At 65.9% G+C, this 22,075-nt stretch carries 20 protein-coding genes; 12 read left to right on the top strand and 8 right to left on the bottom strand.

The window, feature by feature from the left end:
• The first annotated feature begins 104 nt into the window (after positions 1-104).
• Positions 105-1,745, top strand: coding sequence for a hypothetical protein (locus tag AC05QJ_RS13665; protein ID WP_476747357.1), 1,641 nt, complete (start codon positions 105-107; stop codon positions 1,743-1,745).
• On the top strand, positions 1,745-2,725 hold the full coding sequence (locus AC05QJ_RS13660) for an endonuclease/exonuclease/phosphatase family protein (RefSeq protein WP_476747356.1): 981 nt from the start codon (positions 1,745-1,747) through the stop codon (positions 2,723-2,725). Before AC05QJ_RS13665 ends, AC05QJ_RS13660 begins: the two co-directional genes overlap by 1 nt.
• Before the next feature lies 1 nt (position 2,726).
• On the opposite strand, the gene AC05QJ_RS13655 is transcribed toward AC05QJ_RS13660, so the two are convergent.
• From AC05QJ_RS13655 to AC05QJ_RS13620, 8 genes are all read right to left on the bottom strand, one after another.
• Positions 2,727-3,203 carry a hypothetical protein gene (locus tag AC05QJ_RS13655; protein WP_476747355.1) on the bottom strand — a complete coding sequence of 159 codons (477 nt, stop codon included), beginning with the start codon at positions 3,201-3,203 and terminating at the stop codon, positions 2,727-2,729.
• Positions 3,200-3,562: a hypothetical protein gene (locus AC05QJ_RS13650; RefSeq protein WP_476747354.1), complete on the bottom strand. Its 363-nt coding sequence runs from the start codon at positions 3,560-3,562 to the stop codon at positions 3,200-3,202. Before AC05QJ_RS13650 ends, AC05QJ_RS13655 begins: the two co-directional genes overlap by 4 nt.
• A gap of 5 nt (positions 3,563-3,567) precedes the next feature.
• Entirely contained in the window at positions 3,568-4,089 is a 522-nt protein-coding gene (locus AC05QJ_RS13645) for a DUF4123 domain-containing protein (protein ID WP_476747353.1), read from the bottom strand.
• A gap of 8 nt (positions 4,090-4,097) precedes the next feature.
• Entirely contained in the window at positions 4,098-4,799 is a 702-nt protein-coding gene (locus AC05QJ_RS13640; RefSeq protein ID WP_476747352.1) for a hypothetical protein, read from the bottom strand.
• Positions 4,800-4,871: 72 nt separating this feature from the next.
• Complete coding sequence (locus tag AC05QJ_RS13635) at positions 4,872-6,242, bottom strand: APC family permease (protein WP_476747351.1); 1,371 nt, start codon at positions 6,240-6,242, stop codon at positions 4,872-4,874.
• Positions 6,243-6,366: 124 nt separating this feature from the next.
• Entirely contained in the window at positions 6,367-7,749 is a 1,383-nt protein-coding gene (locus AC05QJ_RS13630) for an aspartate aminotransferase family protein (protein ID WP_476747350.1), read from the bottom strand.
• Positions 7,750-7,796: 47 nt separating this feature from the next.
• On the bottom strand, positions 7,797-8,594 hold the full coding sequence (locus AC05QJ_RS13625; protein WP_476747937.1) for a helix-turn-helix domain-containing protein: 798 nt from the start codon (positions 8,592-8,594) through the stop codon (positions 7,797-7,799).
• Between the two features lie 300 nt (positions 8,595-8,894).
• Positions 8,895-10,385, bottom strand: a complete 1,491-nt coding sequence (locus AC05QJ_RS13620; protein WP_476747349.1) for an aldehyde dehydrogenase — start codon at positions 10,383-10,385, stop codon at positions 8,895-8,897.
• Positions 10,386-10,617: 232 nt separating this feature from the next.
• Here AC05QJ_RS13620 and AC05QJ_RS13615 point away from each other — a divergent pair, with 232 nt between their 5' ends.
• From AC05QJ_RS13615 to AC05QJ_RS13570, 10 genes are all read left to right on the top strand, one after another.
• Positions 10,618-12,084, top strand: coding sequence for a sigma-54-dependent transcriptional regulator (locus AC05QJ_RS13615; protein WP_476747348.1), 1,467 nt, complete (start codon positions 10,618-10,620; stop codon positions 12,082-12,084).
• Positions 12,081-13,085 carry an NADH-quinone oxidoreductase subunit B family protein gene (locus AC05QJ_RS13610; protein WP_476747347.1) on the top strand — a complete coding sequence of 335 codons (1,005 nt, stop codon included), beginning with the start codon at positions 12,081-12,083 and terminating at the stop codon, positions 13,083-13,085. Before AC05QJ_RS13615 ends, AC05QJ_RS13610 begins: the two co-directional genes overlap by 4 nt.
• 11 nt (positions 13,086-13,096) lie before the next feature.
• On the top strand, positions 13,097-14,554 hold the full coding sequence (locus tag AC05QJ_RS13605) for a nickel-dependent hydrogenase large subunit (protein ID WP_476747346.1): 1,458 nt from the start codon (positions 13,097-13,099) through the stop codon (positions 14,552-14,554).
• A gap of 14 nt (positions 14,555-14,568) precedes the next feature.
• Positions 14,569-15,018, top strand: coding sequence for a nickel-responsive transcriptional regulator NikR (nikR, locus tag AC05QJ_RS13600; RefSeq protein ID WP_476747345.1), 450 nt, complete (start codon positions 14,569-14,571; stop codon positions 15,016-15,018).
• A 5-nt stretch (positions 15,019-15,023) separates the two neighbouring features.
• Positions 15,024-16,358: a PAS domain-containing sensor histidine kinase gene (locus AC05QJ_RS13595; RefSeq protein ID WP_476747344.1), complete on the top strand. Its 1,335-nt coding sequence runs from the start codon at positions 15,024-15,026 to the stop codon at positions 16,356-16,358.
• A gap of 139 nt (positions 16,359-16,497) precedes the next feature.
• Entirely contained in the window at positions 16,498-17,517 is a 1,020-nt protein-coding gene (locus tag AC05QJ_RS13590; protein WP_476747343.1) for a HoxN/HupN/NixA family nickel/cobalt transporter, read from the top strand.
• Positions 17,518-17,738: 221 nt separating this feature from the next.
• Positions 17,739-18,821, top strand: a complete 1,083-nt coding sequence (locus AC05QJ_RS13585; RefSeq protein WP_476747342.1) for a hydrogenase small subunit — start codon at positions 17,739-17,741, stop codon at positions 18,819-18,821.
• 24 nt (positions 18,822-18,845) lie between these two features.
• Positions 18,846-20,702, top strand: a complete 1,857-nt coding sequence (locus AC05QJ_RS13580; protein WP_476747341.1) for a nickel-dependent hydrogenase large subunit — start codon at positions 18,846-18,848, stop codon at positions 20,700-20,702.
• A gap of 59 nt (positions 20,703-20,761) precedes the next feature.
• Positions 20,762-21,442: a Ni/Fe-hydrogenase, b-type cytochrome subunit gene (cybH, locus tag AC05QJ_RS13575; RefSeq protein WP_476747340.1), complete on the top strand. Its 681-nt coding sequence runs from the start codon at positions 20,762-20,764 to the stop codon at positions 21,440-21,442.
• Positions 21,439-22,074: a HyaD/HybD family hydrogenase maturation endopeptidase gene (locus AC05QJ_RS13570; protein ID WP_476747339.1), complete on the top strand. Its 636-nt coding sequence runs from the start codon at positions 21,439-21,441 to the stop codon at positions 22,072-22,074. Before cybH ends, AC05QJ_RS13570 begins: the two co-directional genes overlap by 4 nt.
• Position 22,075 lies beyond the last annotated feature (1 nt).

The following is a 22,075-nucleotide window of genomic DNA, read 5'->3' as shown; positions in this document are numbered from 1 at the left end:
CTTCCACCGGTCGAGCAAGTGGCAATCATCCCGTCAAGGAGCTACGAGATGCTGGAGCAACGCCACGCAATCCATTGGCAGACCGATACAGTGGCAGGCGCGTAATGGGGAAGGAACTCATAGTCATTGTCGATGAATGGTATGAGCGTACCTGGGACGTGCGTAAAACAGGTAACCGGCGCTATCTGGCCAATCTTGAGGAGTCGTCCTGGATCTGGCGAAACCCCAGGCTCTGGAGAGTCAAGAGCAGCGATGTTCACTGGGTGAACAGCAAGGAGAGCAAATACACCGGTACCCTGCGCGACGTCAGAAAGCGAAAGCTGAAACACAAGTGGAACAGTGCGCGTCTGAGCGTGCGCCTCCCTGACAAGGCTCGCGAAGAAAAGCTGCACCTGCACAAGCTCAAAGTCCTCAGACGTGTTCTCGCCAAAGTGAAGTCGTATGGATTGCAAGGCTCGGCAACCTACACCGAAGAGTTGGCCTCCACATCTGATAACACACTGTTCATCGATGGCGTGCTCGAGGACCAATCGCCCTTTCAGTCAGCTGTCTGGTTCGAGCAGAGCGGTACCGACTGGAAGCCTCAGGCGACCTGTATCGTCGACGTTCACGACATCTCCGACCATCCCGCGCTCTACCCGCTGGGCCCGCAACAGAAACTGCGCACGCTGGACAGCGGCATGGCCAGCCTGCGCTTCGACTCGGTACCGATGTACGTCGAATCCGCCATTGCCATGGAAGGCACCGAGACCACACCGCCCATTCTGATAGGCAATCATTACTACCAGGCCTTCCAGTTCGGCCCCAACCTCCAGGGAGCAGTGCGCAACCAGATGCCATTGGCATTGATTTGCGAACGCGCCGATGGTTGTAGATGGCGCTCGACCCCGTTCGATCTGGAGTTCGCTCAAGTCCGGCTGTCAGGCTGCGAGTTGCTGCTCACTACCTACACGGATGAAGAAGACACGCACAGCACCTGCTGCCTGGTCGGCTCAGGCCCTGATGGACGTTTCTATTACACCGATCTCGGTCGGGACGACTGGGTCTTGCGCTGGAATCTCCACCTGCAGGACGGATTCGAACCGTCCGAAGTCAACGACGCCGATTCGGATGCCAACGCCGCGCTCGCTGGCGAGGAAGATGATTTTTTCCTGGAGTGCGAGTACGACTATCCACCGCTGGGACAGCTATCCTGCCTGGATGGCTGGCTGGGAGGCGATGCATGGCGCAGCGGCGAGCGGACCGCCCCTCTGTATAACGCCCTGAACGATGCCCGGCTCCTGCATCTGCAGTTCGGCATTGCCTTGACCGACCTCGGCATGACGGATGCCATTGTGACCTTCCGCGGCACCCCGTTGCTCACCGAGGCGAATGGGCAATTCAGTTTCGGAAGATCACTGTTCAGAATCGCCGTGGGTCAGCCGTTCAGCGAGGGTGCGGGCAATGTCCTCCATGAGTCGCACCTGCACGCAACCGTGCACGAAATACCCTGCGAAGGCTACAAGGAGCCCGGCGAAGACAGCTTCATCATCAACCTGCGCCCGCTCGAGGATGCTCAGATTCCGGCACTGATCCGCAGACTTCAGATCAACCTGCCATACGACCCGGCACCCGCCGTGACTCAGTTCTCGCTGCGCCTGGAACTGGACACCGGCCGCTGGGCGTTGCACGCCGGCAACGACCAGAACTTCGACCTGATCGTCCAGAACCCTTCAATCAATCCCATTCCTGCGGAGCAAAGCTGATGGCGATCCGCATCATCAGTTGGAACATCTTCAATTTTGCGGCAGGCAAGTCCGGGGTCCTGAGCAGGACTGACAGCACCAATCGGGTACTGGATGTGGTCCATCCCGCCACCGGGGCAGCGGCATGCGATATTTTCGTGATCATCGAACCGACGACCAAGAAGGGAAAAGTCGGAGATCTCGCCATCGGTGGTGGTCCCACCGGCGGCACGCAGATTCTCGCCATGCTCAAAGCCCGGACAAACGGCGGCGCCGACTGGGACCTGGTGCCGGCACGCTTTATCTACAGCAAGAACAAGGGCGCCGGCAAAGGCGAAACCGTCCTGGTGTTTCACCGGACACCGGTCGTCACATTCCAGTCGGGGAGAGTGTTGACGAACTCAACGAAGACCATCATTCCCAACTGGGAAATCAAAGGTGTCCGGGAGAGTTGCCCTTTTCATGTCACGTTCCACGACGTGGCAGCCAATATCGATTTCCAACTTATCGCACAGCATGCCCCGAGCCCCAGCTACGGTCCCGATGAAAACGAAAAGGCCAACCTGGGCGTGGCAGCGGTGGGCACACATGCCAGCGTCACCGGTAACGCGAAAGTAGTGTATCTGGGAGACCTCAACCTCTGCGCCGTGTCGTCCCCCCCCGTACCGAGCTGCGAACTGGATGGCCACGACGACGACCGAACCACCCTGAACAACCTGGGCCTGACACTGGTCTCCGACCGTAAACGCTCCAGCCTCAAGTCGTCAGCGGCTGTCTGGGACAACTACCGCGAGCACGCCTACGACAATATCCTGGTCAAAGGCCATACTGCCGCAAGCGCTGCCAGCCTGATCGACCTGGTCGCGCCCCTGATTGCCATTAAAGGCACTCCGGTCAAGGCGAATATATTTCGCAGCGGCACGGTGTTCTGGAAGATTCGCATCATCAAAAAAGGCGGTATCAGCGACCACCTGCCCGTGACGGTGACGCTCGACTTCTGACTCACCGCCAGGCGTACGGCGGCTCTATGTACGCCGGCCAACGCTCGTCTTCGATCTGCCTCTGGTCTTCATCGGTTTCTTGCAGGGCAGTCGGGCTGGCAGTCAGGAGAATGTCGGCGCGCTCGACGACCTGGGACGACTCGTTGCGTTGCAGAACGATCTCGATGCGCCAGTCTCCTGCTGGCAGTTCCTGCTTCTCGATGGCGACAAAACCCATGCCATCCAGCGTGCCTTCGGCGAGCAACGACCCTTCCAGCATCAATCGATATGGCATATCGGCAAGCGGCAGATTGTCCTCGTCCATCACCGTCACTTCGATACAAGGCTGCTGACAAGGCAGGATCGGATCGCCCAGTTCGGTGGACGACGCCAGCGCAACCGCCACCTCATCCATGGCAGCGTAGGATTCGACGGCATCGTCGTCGGGCGCCAGGATCACCGGGGGCACGACAGCGAAAAACATCGGTGCGAACGTCATCCTCGCGCCCTCTCGTCCAGCAGCCACTCCCGCACCTGCCGGTCCAGCACATCAAGCCGGTCCGACGGCCGCAAGCGCGGGTTCTGCAGTGCTTCCTGCACCCAGATGAGGGGCGAGTCCGCCGCCAGATCGTCATCCAGCGCCATGCCCATGTTGGCCAGTCGCAACAGGTCCGACCGCTCGCGAATGCCGAGGTCCAGCGCCCGCTGATAGACCAGACGCAAGCGCGCCTCCAGTGCCGCCGGTCCCATCCGTTCGACGCGCCGCGGCCAGTGTCTGGTCAGCAATGCCGCCGCCTCGCTCAGGAACGCTGCGTCCCCCGCCTCGGCCAACTGTTGCAACTGCTTGTCCGTGATCACCAGCATCAGGGCTCCCCCTGCCCGAACACCCGCCAGGCCTCACCACCCTGCTGCTCCACCAGCAGCCGGTTCATGGGGCCGAGCAACGCCCGGTATTGCGCCTGATCGCAGCCGGGGAGAAACACCGAAAGCACACGCGGATCGTAGAACCGGAACAGCAGCACACGGTGATCTTCCGTGCGTATCCGCAGGAATTTCTTGCAGTGCCGGCGCACCTGATCCATCGACAACGCCGCCGGCACCACCAGCAAGATGCCCCAGGCCTTGCCCCAGCCGGCCTCAAGCAAGGCCTGGCTGGCCGGCGAACCGGCGGCAAGCCTGACCAGCCACGGCGCGGCAGCCTTCAGGCGGGGCGTGAGCGGGCCGCTGTAGAGGCAGTCGGTCGGCAGCCCGCTGCGCTGGAGCAGGGGCAGGATCACCGGATCGCGGGCACCATCCAGCAACCAGTAGACCTCATGGTCGGCGTCGCCCGTGTCGGGCCACAGCTCGCTGCACAGGCGCGGCAGGACCGAGGGATCGGGGGGCATCGGTTCATTCATCGCATGCGCTCGCAGGCTTCACAGAAGGGGGTACCGCTCACGGCGGCCTGCTCCAGCACCGCGGCCTGGGCATCCTGAACGGCGGCGACGGCAGGCGCCGGCGACTCGGCCGGAGCAGCGGCCCGGGATCTGCGGGCCAGTTCGCACACCTCGCAGAACGGCGCAACATCCTGCGCCGCCTGCTCCAGCATCGCCGCCAGCGTGTCCTGGGCCGCCGCCACCTCCGCCGTCGGTTGTGCGGCGACACTTGCCTGCACAGCCACGGGCGCCTCGGCGGAGGTGACCGGCACAGGATCGACAGGGACTGCCGGTGGCGTGGTGGAGACTGCCGACACCGGCGCAGGAACCACCACTGGCGAATCGCCGGCGGCGTTATCGCGGATCGTCGGGTGTGACCGCCAGGCGTAGAGATCGGCCCGCAGGTGGCCGAAGCACAGCTCGTTGGCGACCTGACGCAGCACCTGCTCGTCACTCAGTCGGTGGATCATCAGGGTCTGCCGGGCCAGCAGGCTGCGCAGCTCGTACAGTTCGCCCGGACCGCGCAGGTGGCGCTGCACGAAGGCCTCGGCGCGCCAGGGGTCATTCAGGTCGAGACGGTGCTGCCAGGCCAGCACGCTGCTGTCCTGGCGCTGGAGATCGAACTCAGCCTGTTGGCACAGGCCGATCCGTTCCGTGCCATCCGCAACCCACACTTCCATCGTCCCGTCCCTGGCGAGCAGTTCCCGGGTTTGTACGGAATGGCCGGGGGCATGTCAACACGCCAGTACCGCTCACTCCGCCATCTGCAATTCCGGCAGCTTGACCCGGAACGCCCGGGTCGCCACCAGCAGGCAGACCAGACCCAGCGCCATCCAGCTCAGGCCGATGGTGAACGACAGACTCGACAGGCTGCTCCACAGCCACAGGGTGATCAGGAAACCGGTCACCGGCAGCGCGCCGAACAACAGGATATTGGCCGCGCCACGGCGTTTCTGGTCGAGCAGGTAATGCTTGACCACCGCCAGGTTGACCGCCGAGAAGGCGAACAGCGCGCCGAAGCTGATCATGTTGGCGACGGTGTCGAGGGTGATGAACAGCGCCACCAGCGACAACAGGCTGACCAGCAGGATGGCGCTGGCCGGCACGCGCTTTTTCGTCGCCAGACGCCCGAACATCCGTGGCAGCGCCCCGTCCCGGCCCATGGCGAACAATACCCGCGACACGCTGGCCTGGGACACCATCGCCGAGGCAAAGCAGCCGGCCACGTAGGTGGCGGTAAAGGCCGAACCGAGCAGGTCGCCACCGACCCGGCGCATCACTTCCACCGACGCCGAATCAGGGTCCTTGAACGTGCTCCACTCCGGATAGACCATCTGCGCGCACCAGGACACGATGACGAACAGCACGCCCCCCAGCAGGGTCACCAGCATGATGGCGAGCGGAATGCGGAATTTCGGGTTGGCGGTTTCCTCGGCCATGGTCGAGACCGCGTCAAAGCCGACGAAAGACACGCACAGCACCGCCGCGCCGGTCATGATCATCGGGAAGTTGAAGCCTTCGTGGTGGAACGGCGCCAGCAGCGACACCGGCTCGGCCTGGTTCGTCAGGCTCTGCACCGACAGGCCGACGAACACCGCGATGAACACCAGTTGCGCCACCACCAGTACGCAGTTGACCCGGGTGATGGACTCGATGCCGATCAGGTTGAGGAAGGTGACCAGGGCGATGGAGCCCAGCACCCAGACCCAGGGATGGATGGCCGGGAAGTACTCGGACATATAGATGCCGATCAGCAGGTAGCTGAGCATCGGCAGGAAGATGTAGTCCAGCAGCAGGGTCCAGCCGGCCATGAAGCCGAAGCACGGGCCGAACGCCTTGCGGGTGTAGGTGTAGACCGAACCCGAATACGGGTGGGCCTGGACCATGCGCCCGTAGCTGTAGGCGGTGAAGAGCATGGCGGCGAGGGTCAGCAGGTACGCGGTGGGCAAGTGCCCCTCGGTCATCTGGGTGACCAGCCCGTAGGTGGTGAACACCGCCAGCGGCACCATGTACGCCAGGCCGAACAGCACCAGCGCGGTAAAGCCCAGCGACTCGCGCAAACGGCCGGTCTGCGGGGTGGAAGGGTGAGACGGAGTATCGGCCACATTTGTTGTTGTATTCATTGCAGACTCCTGGAATCGGGATGCAGGATGCCGCGGCAGGCGAAGGGCTTCGCTGCCGTTGATGACGCTTGTTGTGGAAGGCAAGCAAGGCGGCCACCCCGGACGGGATGGCGCGCCGTTCAACTCAGCGCTTGCCGGCGATGCGCGCGGTGCGGTCGACGGCGATGCGGGTCTTCTCGACCAGCTCGTCCAGTTCGGCACGGGTCGCCACCAGCGCCGGGGCCATGATCATGCGGCCCAGGGTGGAACGGATGATCACCCCTTCCTCGAAACCGAAAGTGCGGCACTGCCAGGCCAGGTCGTTCTCGTTGGCGAAGCGCTTGCGGGTGGCCTTGTCCTCGGCGAACTGCAACGCCGCCACCAGGCCGGCGCCCTGGATCTCGCCGATCATCGGGTGGTCGGCAAACACCTCGCGCAGGATTTGCTGCAGGTACGGGCCGGTGTCTTCCTTCACCTGGCGTACGATGCCCTCATCGCGCAGCGCCTTGAGGTTGGCCAGGGCCACGGCGGCGGCCACCGGGTGACCGGAATAGGTCAGGCCGTGAGCAAACACTCCGCCCTGCTCCACCAGCGCATCGGCGATGCGCTTGCCCAGCACCAGCCCGCCCATGGGCACGTAGCCGGAGGTCAGGCCCTTGGCGATGGACAGGGTGTCCGGCTCGAAGCCGAAGTACTCGTGGGCGAACCACTCACCGGTACGGCCAAAGCCGCCGATCACTTCGTCGGCGCACAGCAGCACGTCGTACTGGCGGCAGATGCGCTGGATTTCCGGCCAGTAGCTTTCCGGCGGGAAGATCATGCCGCCGGCGCCCTGGAAGGGTTCTGCGATGAAACCGGCGACGTTCTCGGCACCCAGTTCGAGGATCTTCTCTTCCAGTTGCAGGGCGCAGCGACGACCGAATTCGGCCGGGGTCAGGTCGCCGCCCTGGGCGTACCAGTACGGCTCGTCGATGTGCGCCACGTCCGGCACCAGGCCGCCCATCTCGTGCATGAATTTCATCCCGCCCAGCGCCGTGGCCGCCAGGGTCGAGCCGTGGTAGCCGTTCCAGCGGCCGATCATGATCTTCTTCTGCGGCTTGCCCACCACCTGCCAGTAGCGGCGCACGGTGCGGATCAGCACCTCGTTGGATTCGGAGCCGGAGTTGGTGTAGATGACGTGGCTGTAGTGGCCCGGCAGCAAGCTGAACAGCAGTTCCGACAGCTCGATCACCGCCGGGTGAGTGGTATGGAAGAACAGGTTGTAGTACGGCAGCTGATCCATCTGCGCGGCGGCGGCGGCGGTCAGGTCCTTGCGGCCATAGCCGAGCTGGGTGCACCACAGGCCGGACATGCCGTCCAGGTAACGATTGCCGTCGCTGTCCCACAGATACAGGCCCTCGCCACGGACGATCACCCGCGGCCCTTCGGCGTTCAGCGCCTTCTGATCCAGAAACGCATGGATGTGGTGGGCGGCGTCCGACTTCTGGTAGTCCTGGGTCTGCCGTTGCGGGGCGAAGGGTGCATTCATGGTCTTGTTCTCTTTGTTGGTAGTCACGCGAGGGTCAGCGAGGCCGCTCAGCGGCGCTTGCTCATGTAGCTTTCCAGCGGGTCCTTGCCGAGTGCGCCCTGGGCTTCGGCCAGGGAATCGATGAACAGGGAAAACAGCTCCGATTGGGTGCCGATATCCAGCTTCACGTAGAGGTTCTTGCGGTGCGACTTGATGGTGTCCTCCGACACCCCGAGGCGCTCGGCCAGCGAGCGGGTCGAGTGGCCGCGCAGGATCAACTGGGCGATGCGGCACTCGCGCTCGGTGAGGATCGACGAGCCGAAGTTGTTCAGCGCCGAGTGCACGCGCTGATCCAGCGGGTTGTCGAATCGGTTGTTGCGCGCATCGATGCCGACGAAGTGCTTGCCCAGCAGCGCCAGCACCCAGGGACCGATCTGCTTGAACTGGCGGGTGATCGCAGGATCGGGCTTCTCGGTGAAGGCCAGCGACACCGCCAGGCTCAGGCCGGGAGACGGCTGCAGGATGTAGTTGAGTTCATCCTGCAGGTGCGAGTGGCGGTAGAACGACTGGTAGTACTCGCTCAGCTCGAAATGGTCGGGGGCCACCTCGGCCAGCTCGAAGCAACCGGACAGACCGTTCTCCACGCTGGCGCCGTAGAACGGATCGAGCAGGTAGAAGCCGGACAGGTAGCGATGCACATTGCCCTGGGGCAGCCAGGGGCCATCCACTTCGAACAGCGCACTGGGCATGCCGCCGTGGGGGTACAGGTACAGCGTGGTGGCCTGGATCGGATGGATGCAGCCGAGGGTCTCGAACAGCGTCGCGGCGAAGTTCGGCTGGCCGATGCTCTCGGTCACCCGGGCCATCTGTTCGAACCACTGCGCGGAAATAAGCCGTTGGTTGTCCACGTCGGAGCCTCGTCGAAAGGTCACTGGGGTTGGAAGGATGTTCCCACGCGGTGGGAAGTGCCGAAATCACCCGTTGGGGTGAGTACATTGCCTGACGCAAACCTGTGGGAGCGGCTTCAGCCGCGATTGGCCGCGCAGCGGCCATGAAACCTGCGCTCCCGGTATTCCAGAGACATCGCGGATTCAGGTTCTACGACGGCTTCGCCGCCGATCGCGGCTCAAGCCGCCCACAGTGTCAATACCCCTGCCCAGCCGAGTTCAGCGCAACTGGAACCAGGTGGTCTTCAACTGCGTGTACTTGTCGAACGAATGCAGCGAAAGGTCCCGGCCAAACCCGGATTGCTTGCCGCCGCCGAACGGCACGGCCACATCCAGCGCATCCATGGTATTGACCGACACCGTGCCCGCCTTCAACGCCCGCGCCACCCGGTGTGCGCGGTTCAGGTCGTCGCTCCACACCGACGCCGCCAGCCCATAGACACTGTCATTGGCCAGGCGCACCGCCTCGTCTTCATCATCGAACGCCTGGACCGCCAGCACCGGGCCGAAGATCTCCTCCCGCGCCAGCGCCGACTGAGGGCCCACCCCGGTGAAAATGGTCGGCTGGATGAAGTTGGAAGAGCCGTTGATCCGTAACTGCTCGCCTCCCGCCACCAACTGCGCCCCCTCGCCCCGGGCCTGCTCGATGGCGCGCATGATGCGTCCGGTCTGCTCGCCGTCGACGATGGCCCCGGCGCCGCTGGCCGGGTTCAGCGGGTCGCCCGGCATCCAGGCGCGGGCCTTGGCGATCAGGCGTTCGACGAACTCGTCATGGATCGAACGCTGCACGTACAACCGCGAGTTGGCCGAGCAGACTTCACCCTGATTGAAGAAGATGCCGAACGCCGCCTTTTCTGCTGCAAGGTCCAGGTCCTGACAGTCGTCGAACACCAGGTTCGGGCTCTTGCCGCCGCACTCCAGCCACACCTGCTTGAGATTGGACTGCGCCGAGTACTGCATGAAGTACTTGCCGACCTGGGTCGAGCCGGTGAACACCAGGCAGTCCACGTCCGGGTGCAGACCCAGCGCCTTGCCGGCCTGCTCGCCAAGGCCCGGCACCACGTTCAGTACGCCTTCGGGAATCCCCGCTTCCAGCGCCAGTTCGCCCAGGCGCAGCGCCGAGAATGGCGATTGCTCGGCCGGCTTGAGCACGACGCTGTTGCCGGCCGCCAGGGCCGGGGCCAGTTTCCACGCGGCCATGTCCAGCGGGAAGTTCCACGGCACCACGGCGGCGACCACGCCCAGGGCCTCGCGGGTAATGGTGGCCAGGGCGTTGGGCGCGGTGGGCGCCACCTGGTCGTAGACCTTGTCCAGCGCCTCGCCATACCAGGCGAACACGCCGGCAGCGCCAGGCACGTCGATGGTGTAGGCATCCATCACCGGCTTGCCCATGTTCAGCGAATCGAGCAGCGCCAGCTCCTCGCGGTGGGCCAGCAACAGTTCGGACAACCGCAGCAGGATGCGCTTGCGCTCAACCGGCGCCATCCGCGCCCACGGCCCCTGTTCGAACGCCTGCCGCGCCGAACGCACTGCTAGGTTTACCTCGTCTTCACCGCAGGCCGCCACCTGCGCCAGCAACTGGTTGGTGGCCGGGTTGATGGCCTCGAAGGTCGCCCCCGAGGCGCTGGCGACCGGGCGCCCGTCGATCAGGGCATTGGTAATGAAGGTTTGCCGGGCGGCACGCTGCTGCCAGTAGTTGAGATCGAGCACAGTCCACTCCCTTGTCGACCGACCGGGCGGTCGTCTTGTTGATGTCGGGCGATGGTGCGCCAGTCGTGCGGCGAGGAAAAATAGTAAAAATATGCTCGGTCACAATGAAAAAGCTCGGCAGCGAGCGGCCTGCCGGGAAGGAAAATTCATCCGTTAGTAGCGATTTCTTCCTACGCCTCGCGGCGAATGTCATCATTGCGCCCCGATATCGTCACCTGCGAAACCGGCGTCCATGTCTTCCCACGAAAGCTTCGATTCCACCGTCCAGACCCTGCTGGTCATCGACGACGAACTGCGCTCCCGCGAGTCCCTGTCGCGGGTGCTCGCCGACGAGTTCAACGTGCTGCTCGCCGACTCGGCCGAGCAGGCCCGCGAACTGCTGGAGCAGCATGAGGTGGCGGTGATCCTCTGCGACCAGCGCATGCCCGGCATGCAGGGCATCGACTTTCTCAAGGAAACCCGCGAGCGCTGGCCCGAGGTGGTGCGCATCGTGCTCTCGGGCTACACCGACGCCGAAGACATCATCGCCGGGGTCAACGACGCCGGCATCTACCAGTACCTGCTCAAGCCCTGGCTGCCCGACCACCTGCTCAACACGGTGCGCAACGCCGTGGAAAGCCGTGCCCTGCACAACCATGCGCGGCGCCTCGACGTCGAGCTGCGCAGTGCCACGCCGGTCCTGCGCCGGCGCAACCAGCAGGCGCTGGACAAGGTCCGCGACGCCTTCGATTTCGCCCGTATCGTGCGCGCCCCCGGCAGCCCGCTGGACGCCCTCTGCGAACTGGCCGCCCGGGTCGCGCGCTTCGACCTGTCGGTGTTGCTGCTGGGCGAGTCCGGCACCGGCAAGGAACTGCTGGCGCGGGCCATCCACTACGCCAGCCCGAGGGCGGGCAACGCCTTCATCATGGAAAACTGCGCGGCGCTGCCGGACACCCTGCTGGAGTCGGAACTGTTCGGCCACAAGCGCGGTGCCTTCACCGGCGCCCACCAGGACCATGTCGGGCTGATCCAGCGCGCCCACGGCGGCACCCTGTTCCTCGACGAGATCGGCGACACCTCGCCGGCCTTCCAGGTCAAGCTGTTGCGGGTGCTGCAGGAAGGCGAGCTGCGTCCGGTCGGCGCCACCACGCCGGTGCGGGTGGATGTGCGGATCGTCGCCGCCACCCACCGCGACCTCGAAGCCGAGGTGCAGGCCGGGCGTTTTCGCAGCGACCTCTATTACCGCCTGGCCGGCGTCTCCCTGGCCCTGCCGCCGTTGCGCGAACGCAGCGGCGACCTGATCCCCATCGCCAGCAAGCTGCTGGCCGACGCCAGCCAGGAACTCGACCTGCCGGGCCTGTGCTTCGCTGCCGATGCCCTCGGCAGCCTGCTGGGCTACCCATGGCCGGGCAACATCCGCGAGCTGCGCAACGAGGTCTACCGTGCCGCCGCGCTGTCCGACGGGCCCGAGATCGGCGCCCGGGCGTTTTCCTGGAAGGTCCTGCAGGGCCAGGCCCGCAGCGCCCTGCCCGGCACACCGCTCGACAGCCGCCCCGTCGGCACCCTGCAGGAACAGCTCGACGCCATCGAGGCTGCCCTGCTCAAGGAGGCCCTGCTGCGCCACCGCTGGAACAAGACCCACACCGCCCGCGAGCTGGGCCTGTCGCGGGTCGGCCTGCGCCAGAAACTGCGCCGCTTCGGTCTGGAGGAAACGCCATGAACGCCCCCTTCCGCGTGCTCTGGCTGCAGTCCGGCGGTTGCGGCGGCTGCAATATGTCGCTGCTATGCGCGGACACCCAGGATTTCGCCGGCCTCTGGCGCGGCGCCGGCATCGAGTTGCTCTGGCACCCGTCGCTGTCGCTGGAAAGCGGCGATGAAGTGCTGGCCATCCTCGACGATTGCCTGAGCGGCCGCACCCACCTCGACGCCCTGTGTATTGAAGGCTCGCTGCTGCGCGGCCCCAACGGCACCGGGCGCTTCCACCTGCTGGCCGGCACCGGCGTGGCGATGATCGACTGGGTGCGCAGGCTGGCCGCGGTCGCCGACTACACCCTGGGCATCGGCACCTGCGCCGCCTATGGCGGCATCACCGCCGCCGGGCACAACCCCACCGATGCCTGTGGCCTGCAATACGACGGCGAACGACGCGGCGGCCTGCTGGGTGCCGACTACCGCTCGAACAAGGGCCTGCCGGTGATCAACGTCGCCGGCTGCCCGACCCACCCCGGCTGGGTCACCGACACCCTGATGGCGCTGGCTGCCGGGCTGTTCGCCGAGGAAGATCTGGACGCCCTCGGCCGCCCGCGTTTCTACGCCGACCAACTGGTGCACCACGGCTGCACCCGCAACGAGTTCTACGAGTACAAGGCCAGTGCGGTGAAGCCCTCCGACCTTGGCTGCATGATGGAAAACCTCGGCTGCAAGGGCACCCAGGCCCACGGTGACTGCAACAACCGCCTGTGGAATGGCGAAGGCTCCTGCACCCGTGGCGGCTACGCCTGCATCAACTGCACGGCGCCGGGCTTCGAGGAGCCAGGCCACGCCTTCAACCTCACGCCCAAGCGCGCCGGCATTCCCATCGGGCTGCCCACCGACATGCCCAAGGCCTGGTTCGTCGCTCTCGCCGCCTTGTCCAAGTCGGCCACCCCGGACCGTGTCCGGCAAAACGCCACCGCCGACCATGCGCTGATTGCGCCGGCCATCCGCCCCACTCGTCGCTAGGAGCTCCAAGCATGACCCGTCTTCTGGTCGGCCCGTTCAACCGCGTCGAAGGTGACCTCGAAGTCCAGCTGGACATCGAGGACGGCCAGGTGCGTTCGGCCCAGGTCAACGCCACCATGTACCGCGGCTTCGAGCAGATCCTGCGCGACCATGCGCCCCTCGACGCGCTGGTCTACGCGCCACGGGTGTGTGGCATCTGCTCGGTGTCGCAGTCGGTGGCCGCCGCCCGTGCCCTGGCCGGGCTGGCCGGTGTCGAGCCGCCGGCCAACGGTTTGCTGGCGATCAACCTGATGGCGGCGACCGAGAACCTCGCCGACCATCTGAGCCATTTCTACCTGTTCTTCATGCCCGACTTCGTCCGCCCGCTGTACGCCGACCGGCCCTGGCATGCCGAGGCCGTGGCCCGCTTCACGCCCCACAGCGGCAGCCAGCAGCGCCTGGCGCTGGCGGCGCGCAAGCGCTGGCTGGACCTGATCGGCACCCTCGGCGGCAAGTGGCCGCACACCGGCTCCGTGCACCCGGGCGGCTCGACCCGCGCCATCGACCCGGCCGAGCGCCTGCGCCTGCTGACCCGCGTCCGCGAGTTCCGCCAGTTCCTCGAAAACGAGCTGTTCGCCGCGCCCCTGGAGCGTATCGCCGGGCTGAGCGGCGAAGCGCAGTTGTGGGCCTGGTACGCCGAGGCACCCGAGCGCGGCGACCTGCGCCAGTTCCTGCGCATCGTCCAGGACACCGGCCTGGAACTGCTCGGCCAGGGCCCGGGCCTGTACCTGTCCTACGGCGCCTACCCGCAGCCGGATGGCTCGCTGGCGTTCGCCCGCGGCCTGTGGGACGCCCGCCTCGGCCAGGTACGGACGGTGGCGCTGGACGGCATTCGCGAAGACGCCTTTCACGCCTGGCTCGATGACCGCGACGGGCCGCTGCATCCGGCCCGTGGCGTCACCGAGCCGAGCCCGGACAAACCCGCCGCCTACACCTGGAACAAGGCGCCGCGCCTCGACGGCGCGGTGCTGGAAACCGGCGCCCTGGCCCGGCAATTGGTCAGCGGCCAGCCGCTGCTGCGCGACGCCGCCGCCCGCTGCGGTGGCAGCGTCTACACCCGCCTGCTGGCCCGCCTGGTGGAACTGGCGCGGGTGGTGCCGATGATGGAGAACTGGCTGATCGCCCTGCGCCCCGGCGAACCCTGGTACGCCGCCTGCGAACTGCCCGACAGCGGCAGTGCCGTGGGCCTCACCGAAGCCGCCCGTGGCGCCCTCGGCCACTGGCTGCGGGTCGAACAGGGGCGCATCGCCAGCTACCAGATCATCGCCCCGACCACCTGGAACTTCTCGCCACGGGACGCCCAGGGCGTTCCCGGCGCCCTTGAAAAAGCCCTGGAAGGCGCCCTGGTACTCCCCGGCGAAAAGACCCCGGTGGCCGTGCAACACATCGTGCGCTCGTTCGACCCCTGCATGGTCTGTACTGTGCACTGACCCGGAGAATTCCCATGCAACGCCTGACCATCTCCCTCGACGACCGCCTCGCCGAAGCCCTCGACCAGTTGCTCCGCGCCCAGGGCTACGACAACCGCTCCGAAGCCCTGCGCGACATCCTGCGCCGGCATATCGAGGCCTCGCGCCTGGACCAGCAGGCCGAGTCGCTGCTGTGCGTGGCCAACCTCAGCTTCGTCTACGACCACCACGCCCGCACCCTGGCCGAACGCGTGATGACCCTGCAGCACGACCACCACGATCTGACCATCGCCAGCCAGCATGTCCACCTGGACCACGACCACTGCCTGGAAAGCCTGATGCTCAAGGGCCCGGTGCAGAAGGTGCGAGCCTTCGCCGAACGGCTGAGCGCCGAGCGCGGCGTGCGCCATGGCCAGCTCAACCTGATTCCGGTGGCGGCGGCCGCCGATGATCACGGCCACGCCCACCTGCACCCGACGAGCTGACTGCCATGGCCCGCAAACCGCCACCGCCGCCCATCGACGAAGACGCCTGGCTGGAAGTCATCGGCAAGATGGACGAGGTGTACTCGCAACTGGTCCAGGACGAGATCGCCCTGGAAGAAAAGAACGCCGAGCTGGAACAGTCGCAGCAGTTCATCGCCGGGTTGCTGGGCTCGATGTCTGACATTCTGCTGGCCTGCGATCCCCAGGGCCTGATCGAGCAGACCAACCCGTCGCTGCGGGAAAGGGTCGGCGGCGACGAACAGCAACTGCTGGGCAGCCCGGTGTACGGGCTGCTGGCCGATGCCGACAGCGCCGACCTGCTGCGCAAGGTGCTCGGCGGCCTGCGCCAGGCCAATGCCAGTGCCAGCCTGGAAGTGAACTTTCGCGGTGCCGATGGCGCCCCGCTGCCGGTGGACCTCAGCTGCACGGTGCGCAGCGGCGCCCATGGTCGCTGCCTCGGCCATGTGCTGGTGGGCCGGCCGCTGGGCGAGCTGAAGCACGCCTACCGGCAACTGCACGAAGCCCACGAAGCCCTCAAGCGCACCCAACAGCAACTGCTGCACGCCGAAAAGATGGCCGCCCTCGGCCGCCTGGTGGCGGGGGTCGCCCACGAACTGAACAACCCCATCAGCTTCGTTCTGGCCAACACCCATGTGCTCGGTGGTTATGGCCAGCGCCTGCAGGACTACCTGGCGGCCGTGCACCAGCAGGTACCGGAAGACGAACGGGAAGCCCTGCGCAAGCGCCTGCGCATCGACCCGTTGCTGGCCGACCTGCCCTCGCTGATCGACGGCACCCTCGAAGGCGCCCAGCGCACCACCGACATCGTCAGCGCCCTCAAGCGCTTCTCCGCCGTGGACCGTGGCCAGCCCGGCGAAGTGTCGCTGAACGACCTGGTGGAACGGGCCATCCACTGGATCACCCGCGGCACCGCGCCCGACCTCAAGGTGCACTGGCAGTCGGGCGCGGACATGACCGTGCACGGCAACAGCGGGCAGTTGCTGCAGGTGCTGATGAACCTGATGCAGAACGCCTGCGACGCGGCGCGGGAGACGGCGGGCGCCACCCCGCAGATCTGGATCGACCTGACCCGGGAGTCCGGCACCGCCTGCCTGACCCTGCGGGACAACGGACCGGGGATTGCCGAAGCGCACCTGCACCAGGTGTTCGAGCCGTTCTTCACCACCAAGCCGGTGGGCCAGGGCACGGGGTTGGGGTTGTCGATCAGCTACGGCATCGTCGAACGCTGCGGCGGCACCCTGGAGGCGGGGAATCATCCGCAGGGCGGCGCGGTGTTCAGGTTGTGCCTGCCGGAGGTGGATGCGGGGTTTGCGGTTTGATGACTGGGATGCAAAGCCTGTAACCACTGGGAATCTGCAGGTCCTCATCGCTGGCAAGCCAGCGATGAGGACCGGCACAACCCCTTGGCACACCCTTTGTATGAAGACCAGAAAATTCTTCATACAACCGGACCGCCCCATGCCTCGCCTCTCCCCCGTCACCACCCTGTTCACCGGCCTGATCGCCGTCAACCTGCTGGCCTGGCTCTGGGCCCTGGTCGCCTTCCGCGACTACCCGCTGCTGCTCGGCACCGCCGTGCTGGCCTACAGTTTCGGCCTGCGCCACGCCGTGGATGCCGACCATATCGCCGCCATCGACAACGCCACCCGCAAGCTGATCCAGGAAGGCCAGCCCACCGCCAGCGTCGGCCTGTTCTTCTCCCTCGGCCACAGCAGCGTGGTGATCATCGCTTCGGCCCTGATCGCTTTCAGCGCCGCCAGCCTGCAGGACGAACTGGCAGCCTTCCACGGCGTCGGCGCGGTGATCGGCACCTCGGTGTCGGCGGCCTTCCTGCTGCTGGTGGCGCTGATCAACCTGGTGATCCTGCGCTCGGTCTACCAGGCCTTTCGCCGCGTGCGCCAGGGCGAACGCCTGGGCGAGGCCGAGCTGCACGGCATGCTCGCCGGCGGCGGCCTGATCGCCCGCCTGGCCCGTCCGCTGTTCCGCCTGGTACGGCGCAGCTGGCACCTGTATCCGCTGGGCTTTCTGTTCGGCCTGGGCTTCGACACTGCCACCGAGATCGGCCTGCTCGGCATCGCCGCCAGCCAGGCGGTACAGAACCTGCCGATCCTGTCGATCATGGTGTTCCCCGCGCTGTTCACTGCCGGCATGGCCCTGGTGGACAGCGCCGACAGCGTGCTGATGACCGGCGCCTACCGTTGGGCTGAAGTCCGCCCGGCACGCAAGCTCTACTACAACCTGACCATCACCTCGGCCTCGGTGCTGGTGGCGCTGCTGATCGGCAGCATGGAGGCGCTCAACCTGATCGGCGAACAGCTCGGCCTGGAAGGCGGCGCCTGGGACTTCATCGCCCAGGTCAACGAGAGTTTCGGCCTGCTCGGCTACCTGATCGTCGGCCTGTTCGCCACCACCTGGGCGCTGTCCTGGGCCTTCTACCGCTACAAGGGCTACGACCGCCTGGACCTGACGCCAGCCTGATCAGTCACCTTCCACTTCAGCGAGCGAAGCGGAAAGCCACTTTCCACTTCGCTTCTCTCACACCCACCAACCACTTGCGTCGGCCAGGGCAAAACCCCGTGAATCAGGGCGCCGCCCACCCCGACCAAGGTCGCACGCGCCCCTGCGACCGAATGGCACAGCTCTTGAAGTAAGCCCTTGGCCACACGAAAGAAAAAGACCGCCTGGCCGAGGAAAACCAATTGACCGAAACCTTTTATGAAGTGATGCGCCGGCAGGGCATCTCGCGGCGCAGCTTCGTCAAGTTCTGCTCGCTGACCGCCACCTCGCTGGGCCTGGGCCCGGCCTTCATGCCGCAGATTGCCTGGGCCATGGAGAACAAGCCGCGCACCCCGGTGCTGTGGCTGCACGGCCTGGAATGCACCTGCTGCTCCGAATCGTTCATCCGCTCCGCGCACCCGCTGGCCAAGGACGTGGTGCTGTCGATGATCTCGCTGGACTACGACGACACCCTGATGGCCTCCGCCGGCCACCAGGCCGAGGCGATCCTCGAAGAGGTCATGACCAAGTACAAGGGCAACTACATCCTCGCCGTCGAAGGCAACCCGCCCCTGAACCAGGACGGCATGAGCTGCATCATCGGCGGCAAGCCGTTCATCGAGCAGCTCAAGCGCGTGTCCCGCGACGCCAAGGCGATCATCTCCTGGGGCTCCTGCGCCAGTTGGGGTTGCGTGCAGGCGGCCAAGCCCAACCCGACCCAGGCCGTGCCGATCCACAAGGTCATCACCGACAAGCCGATCATCAAGGTGCCCGGCTGCCCGCCGATCGCCGAGGTGATGACCGGGGTCATCACCTACATGCTCACCTTCGACCGCATCCCCGAGCTGGACCGCCAGGGCCGGCCGAAGATGTTCTACAGCCAGCGCATCCACGACAAATGCTATCGCCGCCCGCACTTCGACGCCGGCCAGTTCGTCGAGGCCTGGGACGACGATTCCGCACGCAAGGGCTACTGCCTGTACAAGGTCGGCTGCAAGGGCCCGACCACCTACAACGCCTGCTCCACGGTGCGCTGGAACGGTGGCACCAGCTTCCCGATCCAGTCCGGCCACGGCTGCATCGGCTGTTCCGAAGAGGGCTTCTGGGACAAAGGCTCGTTCTACCAGCACCTGAGCGATATCAACGCCTTCGGCATCGAGGCCAATGCCGACCAGATCGGCCTAGCCGCCGCCGGCACCGTGGGTGCGGCCATCGCCGCCCACGCTGCGGTCACCGCCCTGCAGCGCGCCAGCAACGGCAAGGCGCGCGCCACCCACGAAGCCTGATCGACGTACGGGAAAACCTGATCCATGAGCAACTACTCCACCCAAGGCTTCGACCTGGACAACAGCGGCCGGCGCATCGTCGTCGACCCGGTGACCCGCATCGAGGGCCACATGCGCGTCGAGGTCAACCTCGATGCCAACAACGTGATCCGCAACGCTGTCTCCACCGGCACCATGTGGCGCGGCCTGGAAGTCATCCTGCGTGGCCGCGACCCGCGTGACGCCTGGGCGTTCGTCGAGCGTATCTGCGGTGTCTGCACCGGCTGCCACGCCCTGGCCTCTGTGCGGGCGGTCGAGGACGCACTGGACATCCGCATTCCGCCCAACGCCCACCTGATCCGCGAAATGATGGCCAAGACCCTGCAGGTCCACGACCACGCGGTGCACTTCTACCACCTGCACGCGCTGGACTGGGTCGATGTGATCTCGGCGCTCAAGGCCGACCCCAAGGCCACCTCGGCGCTGCAGCAGATGGTCTCGCCGGCGCACCCCAAATCCTCCCCCGGCTACTTCCGCGACGTGCAGAACCGCCTGAAGAAGTTCGTCGAGAGCGGCCAGCTCGGCCCGTTCATGAACGGCTACTGGGGCAACCCGGCCTACCAGTTGCCGCCGGAAGCCAACCTGATGGCGGTGACCCACTACCTCGAAGCCCTCGACCTGCAGAAGGAGTGGGTGAAGATCCACACCATCTTCGGCGGCAAGAACCCGCACCCCAACTACCTGGTGGGCGGCGTGCCCTGCGCCATCAACATCGACGGTGACGGCGCCGCCGGTGCACCGCTGAACATGGAGCGCCTGAACTTCGTCCGCGCGCGGATCGACGAAGCCCTGGAGTTCTGCCGCAACGTCTACGTGCCCGATGTGCTCGCCATCGGCACCCTGTACAAGCAGAAAGGCTGGCTGCACGGCGGCGGCCTGGCGGCGACCAACGTCATGGACTATGGCACCTACGCCAAGGTCAACTACGACGACAGCACCAACCAGTTGCCCGGTGGCGCCATCCTCGGCGGCAACTGGGACGAGATCCTGCCGGTGGACGTGCGCGACCCGGAACAGGTGCAGGAATTCGTCACCCACTCCTGGTACCAGTACCCGGACAACGACAAGGGCCTGCACCCCTGGGACGGCATCACCGATCCCCACTACGAGCTGGGCGCCAGGACCAAGGGCACCCGCACCGCCATCGAGGAAGTGGACGAAAGCGCCAAGTACTCCTGGGTCAAGTCGCCGCGCTGGCGCGGCCATGCCATGGAAGTCGGGCCGCTGGCGCGCTACATCCTCGGCTACGCCCATGCCCTGCAAGGCAACAGCCATTGCCAGCGGGTCAAGGAGCAGGTGGAAGGTTCGCTGCGGGCGGTCAACCACGACCTGCCCAAGGCCCTCGGCCTGGCCTCGACCGACTACAGCGCCAAGCAGTTGCTGCCCAGCACCATCGGCCGCACCCTGACCCGGGCGCTGGAAGCCGAATACTGCGCCGAGATGATGCTCGATGACTGGCACGAGCTGATGGGCAACATCCGCAACGGTGACCGCGCCACGGCCAACGTCGAGAAATGGGACCCGAAAACCTGGCCCGCCGAAGCCAAGGGCGTCGGCAGCGTCGCCGCACCGCGGGGCGCGCTGGGGCACTGGATCCGTATCAAGGACGGGCGCATCGAGAACTACCAGTGCGTGGTACCGAGCACCTGGAACGGCAGCCCGCGTGACAGCAAGGGCCAGATCGGTGCCTTCGAGGCGGCACTGATGAACACCCCGGTGGCGGTCGCCGACCAGCCGGTGGAAATCCTGCGCACGCTGCACTCCTTCGACCCCTGCATGGCCTGCGCCACCCACGTGATGAGCGAGGATGGCGCCGAACTGAGCACGGTCACCGTGCGTTGAGCCAGCCCGCAGCCAACCGCCGGGGGCCGTGCAGCTCCCGGCGTTTTCGAGGTGACGCCATGTCCCAGCATCCGGTCCCCGAGGGCCACTCCGAATACGTCTACGAGGCGCCCGTGCGCCTGTGGCACTGGATCAACGCCGCCTGCATCCTGGTGCTGGCGGTCACCGGCTATTTCATCGGCGTGCCACCGCCGACCCAGCCGGGCGAAGCCATCGACAACTACCTGATGGGCTACATCCGCTTCGCCCATTTCGCCGCCGCCTACCTGTTCGCCATCGGTCTGGTGGGCCGCGCCTACTGGGCGCTGGTGGGCAACCACCACGCCCGCGAGCTGTTCTGGATTCCCCTGGGCAGCAAGCGGTACTGGCGCGACTTCGGCGCCTGGCTGCGCTACTACCTGTTCATAGGCCCCATGCCGGAGCCGATCTTCGGCCACAACCCGCTGTCGCGCTTCGCCATGGTCTTCGTCTTCATGCTCACCTCGCTGTTCATGCTGGTGACCGGCTTCGCCCTGTACGGCGAAGGCGCGCAGATGGGCTCCTGGCAGGAACGCGCGTTCGGCTGGGTGCTGCCGCTGCTGGGCCAGTCGAACAACGTCCACGTCCTGCACCGGCTGGGCATGTGGCTGATGATCCTGTTCATCCTGCTGCATGTGTACGCCGCCGTGCGCGAAGAAATCTACGGTCGCCTGAACCTGATCGGCGGCATCATCTCCGGCTACAAGAGCGTGAAGAAATGACCGCGACTCCCTGCCCCGCGCCGCGCATCACCGTGCTCGGCATCGGCAACCTGCTGTGGGCCGACGAAGGCTTCGGCGTACGCTGCGTCGAGGCCCTGCAACAGCGCTTCGAATTCGAAGACAACGTCACCCTGATCGACGGCGGCACCCAGGGCCTGTACCTGATCCAGCATGTGCAGCAGGCCGATTACCTGCTGATCTTCGACGCGGTGGACTACAACCTGGCGCCCGGCACCCTGAAGTGCGTGGCCGATGACGAGGTCCCGCGCTTTCTCGGCGTGAAGAAGCTCAGCCTGCACCAGACCGGCTTCCAGGAAGTGTTGATGCTGGCCCAGCTCACCGGCCATTTCCCGCAACGGGTGCTGCTGATCGGTTGCCAGCCGGAGCGCATGGATGACTACGGCGGCAGCCTGCGGCCGAGCGTCAAGGCGGCGCTGGAACTGGCCCTGGACACCGCCGTCGACACCCTCGCCGACTGGGGCGCCGCACCGCGCCCGCGGGCCACGGCGCTGGCCGACGACGAGGCCGTGACCCTCGCCCACCTGGAGCTGCAACGCTACGAAAGCGAACGTCCCAGCGAAGCCGTGGCCTGTCGCCTGGGCGATGAACGCATCCTCGCCCGGCGCCGCTGAC

The organism is Pseudomonas sp. TUM25319 (genome assembly GCF_056388475.1).
The sequence above is the reverse complement of the archived record's forward strand: the minus strand, read 5'-3'. Positions and strand labels throughout refer to the sequence as shown.

Bases quoted from the DNA above. Each gene is read 5' to 3' on its own strand.
- AC05QJ_RS13605 (WP_476747346.1), top strand. From the start codon at position 13,097: ATGACCCGTCTTCTGGTCGGCCCGTTCAACCGCGTCGAAGGTGACCTC.
- AC05QJ_RS13615 (WP_476747348.1), top strand. From the start codon at position 10,618: ATGTCTTCCCACGAAAGCTTCGATTCCACCGTCCAGACCCTGCTGGTC.
- AC05QJ_RS13635 (WP_476747351.1), bottom strand. From the start codon at position 6,242: ATGAATACAACAACAAATGTGGCCGATACTCCGTCTCACCCTTCCACC.
- AC05QJ_RS13655 (WP_476747355.1), bottom strand. From the start codon at position 3,203: ATGACGTTCGCACCGATGTTTTTCGCTGTCGTGCCCCCGGTGATCCTG.
- AC05QJ_RS13645 (WP_476747353.1), bottom strand. From the start codon at position 4,089: ATGCCCCCCGATCCCTCGGTCCTGCCGCGCCTGTGCAGCGAGCTGTGG.
- AC05QJ_RS13610 (WP_476747347.1), top strand. From the start codon at position 12,081: ATGAACGCCCCCTTCCGCGTGCTCTGGCTGCAGTCCGGCGGTTGCGGC.
- nikR (WP_476747345.1), top strand. From the start codon at position 14,569: ATGCAACGCCTGACCATCTCCCTCGACGACCGCCTCGCCGAAGCCCTC.
- AC05QJ_RS13570 (WP_476747339.1), top strand. From the start codon at position 21,439: ATGACCGCGACTCCCTGCCCCGCGCCGCGCATCACCGTGCTCGGCATC.
- AC05QJ_RS13660 (WP_476747356.1), top strand. From the start codon at position 1,745: ATGGCGATCCGCATCATCAGTTGGAACATCTTCAATTTTGCGGCAGGC.
- AC05QJ_RS13640 (WP_476747352.1), bottom strand. From the start codon at position 4,799: ATGGAAGTGTGGGTTGCGGATGGCACGGAACGGATCGGCCTGTGCCAA.
- AC05QJ_RS13580 (WP_476747341.1), top strand. From the start codon at position 18,846: ATGAGCAACTACTCCACCCAAGGCTTCGACCTGGACAACAGCGGCCGG.
- AC05QJ_RS13630 (WP_476747350.1), bottom strand. From the start codon at position 7,749: ATGAATGCACCCTTCGCCCCGCAACGGCAGACCCAGGACTACCAGAAG.
- AC05QJ_RS13590 (WP_476747343.1), top strand. From the start codon at position 16,498: ATGCCTCGCCTCTCCCCCGTCACCACCCTGTTCACCGGCCTGATCGCC.
- cybH (WP_476747340.1), top strand. From the start codon at position 20,762: ATGTCCCAGCATCCGGTCCCCGAGGGCCACTCCGAATACGTCTACGAG.
- AC05QJ_RS13665 (WP_476747357.1), top strand. From the start codon at position 105: ATGGGGAAGGAACTCATAGTCATTGTCGATGAATGGTATGAGCGTACC.
- AC05QJ_RS13625 (WP_476747937.1), bottom strand. From the start codon at position 8,594: ATGGCCCGGGTGACCGAGAGCATCGGCCAGCCGAACTTCGCCGCGACG.
- AC05QJ_RS13595 (WP_476747344.1), top strand. From the start codon at position 15,024: ATGGCCCGCAAACCGCCACCGCCGCCCATCGACGAAGACGCCTGGCTG.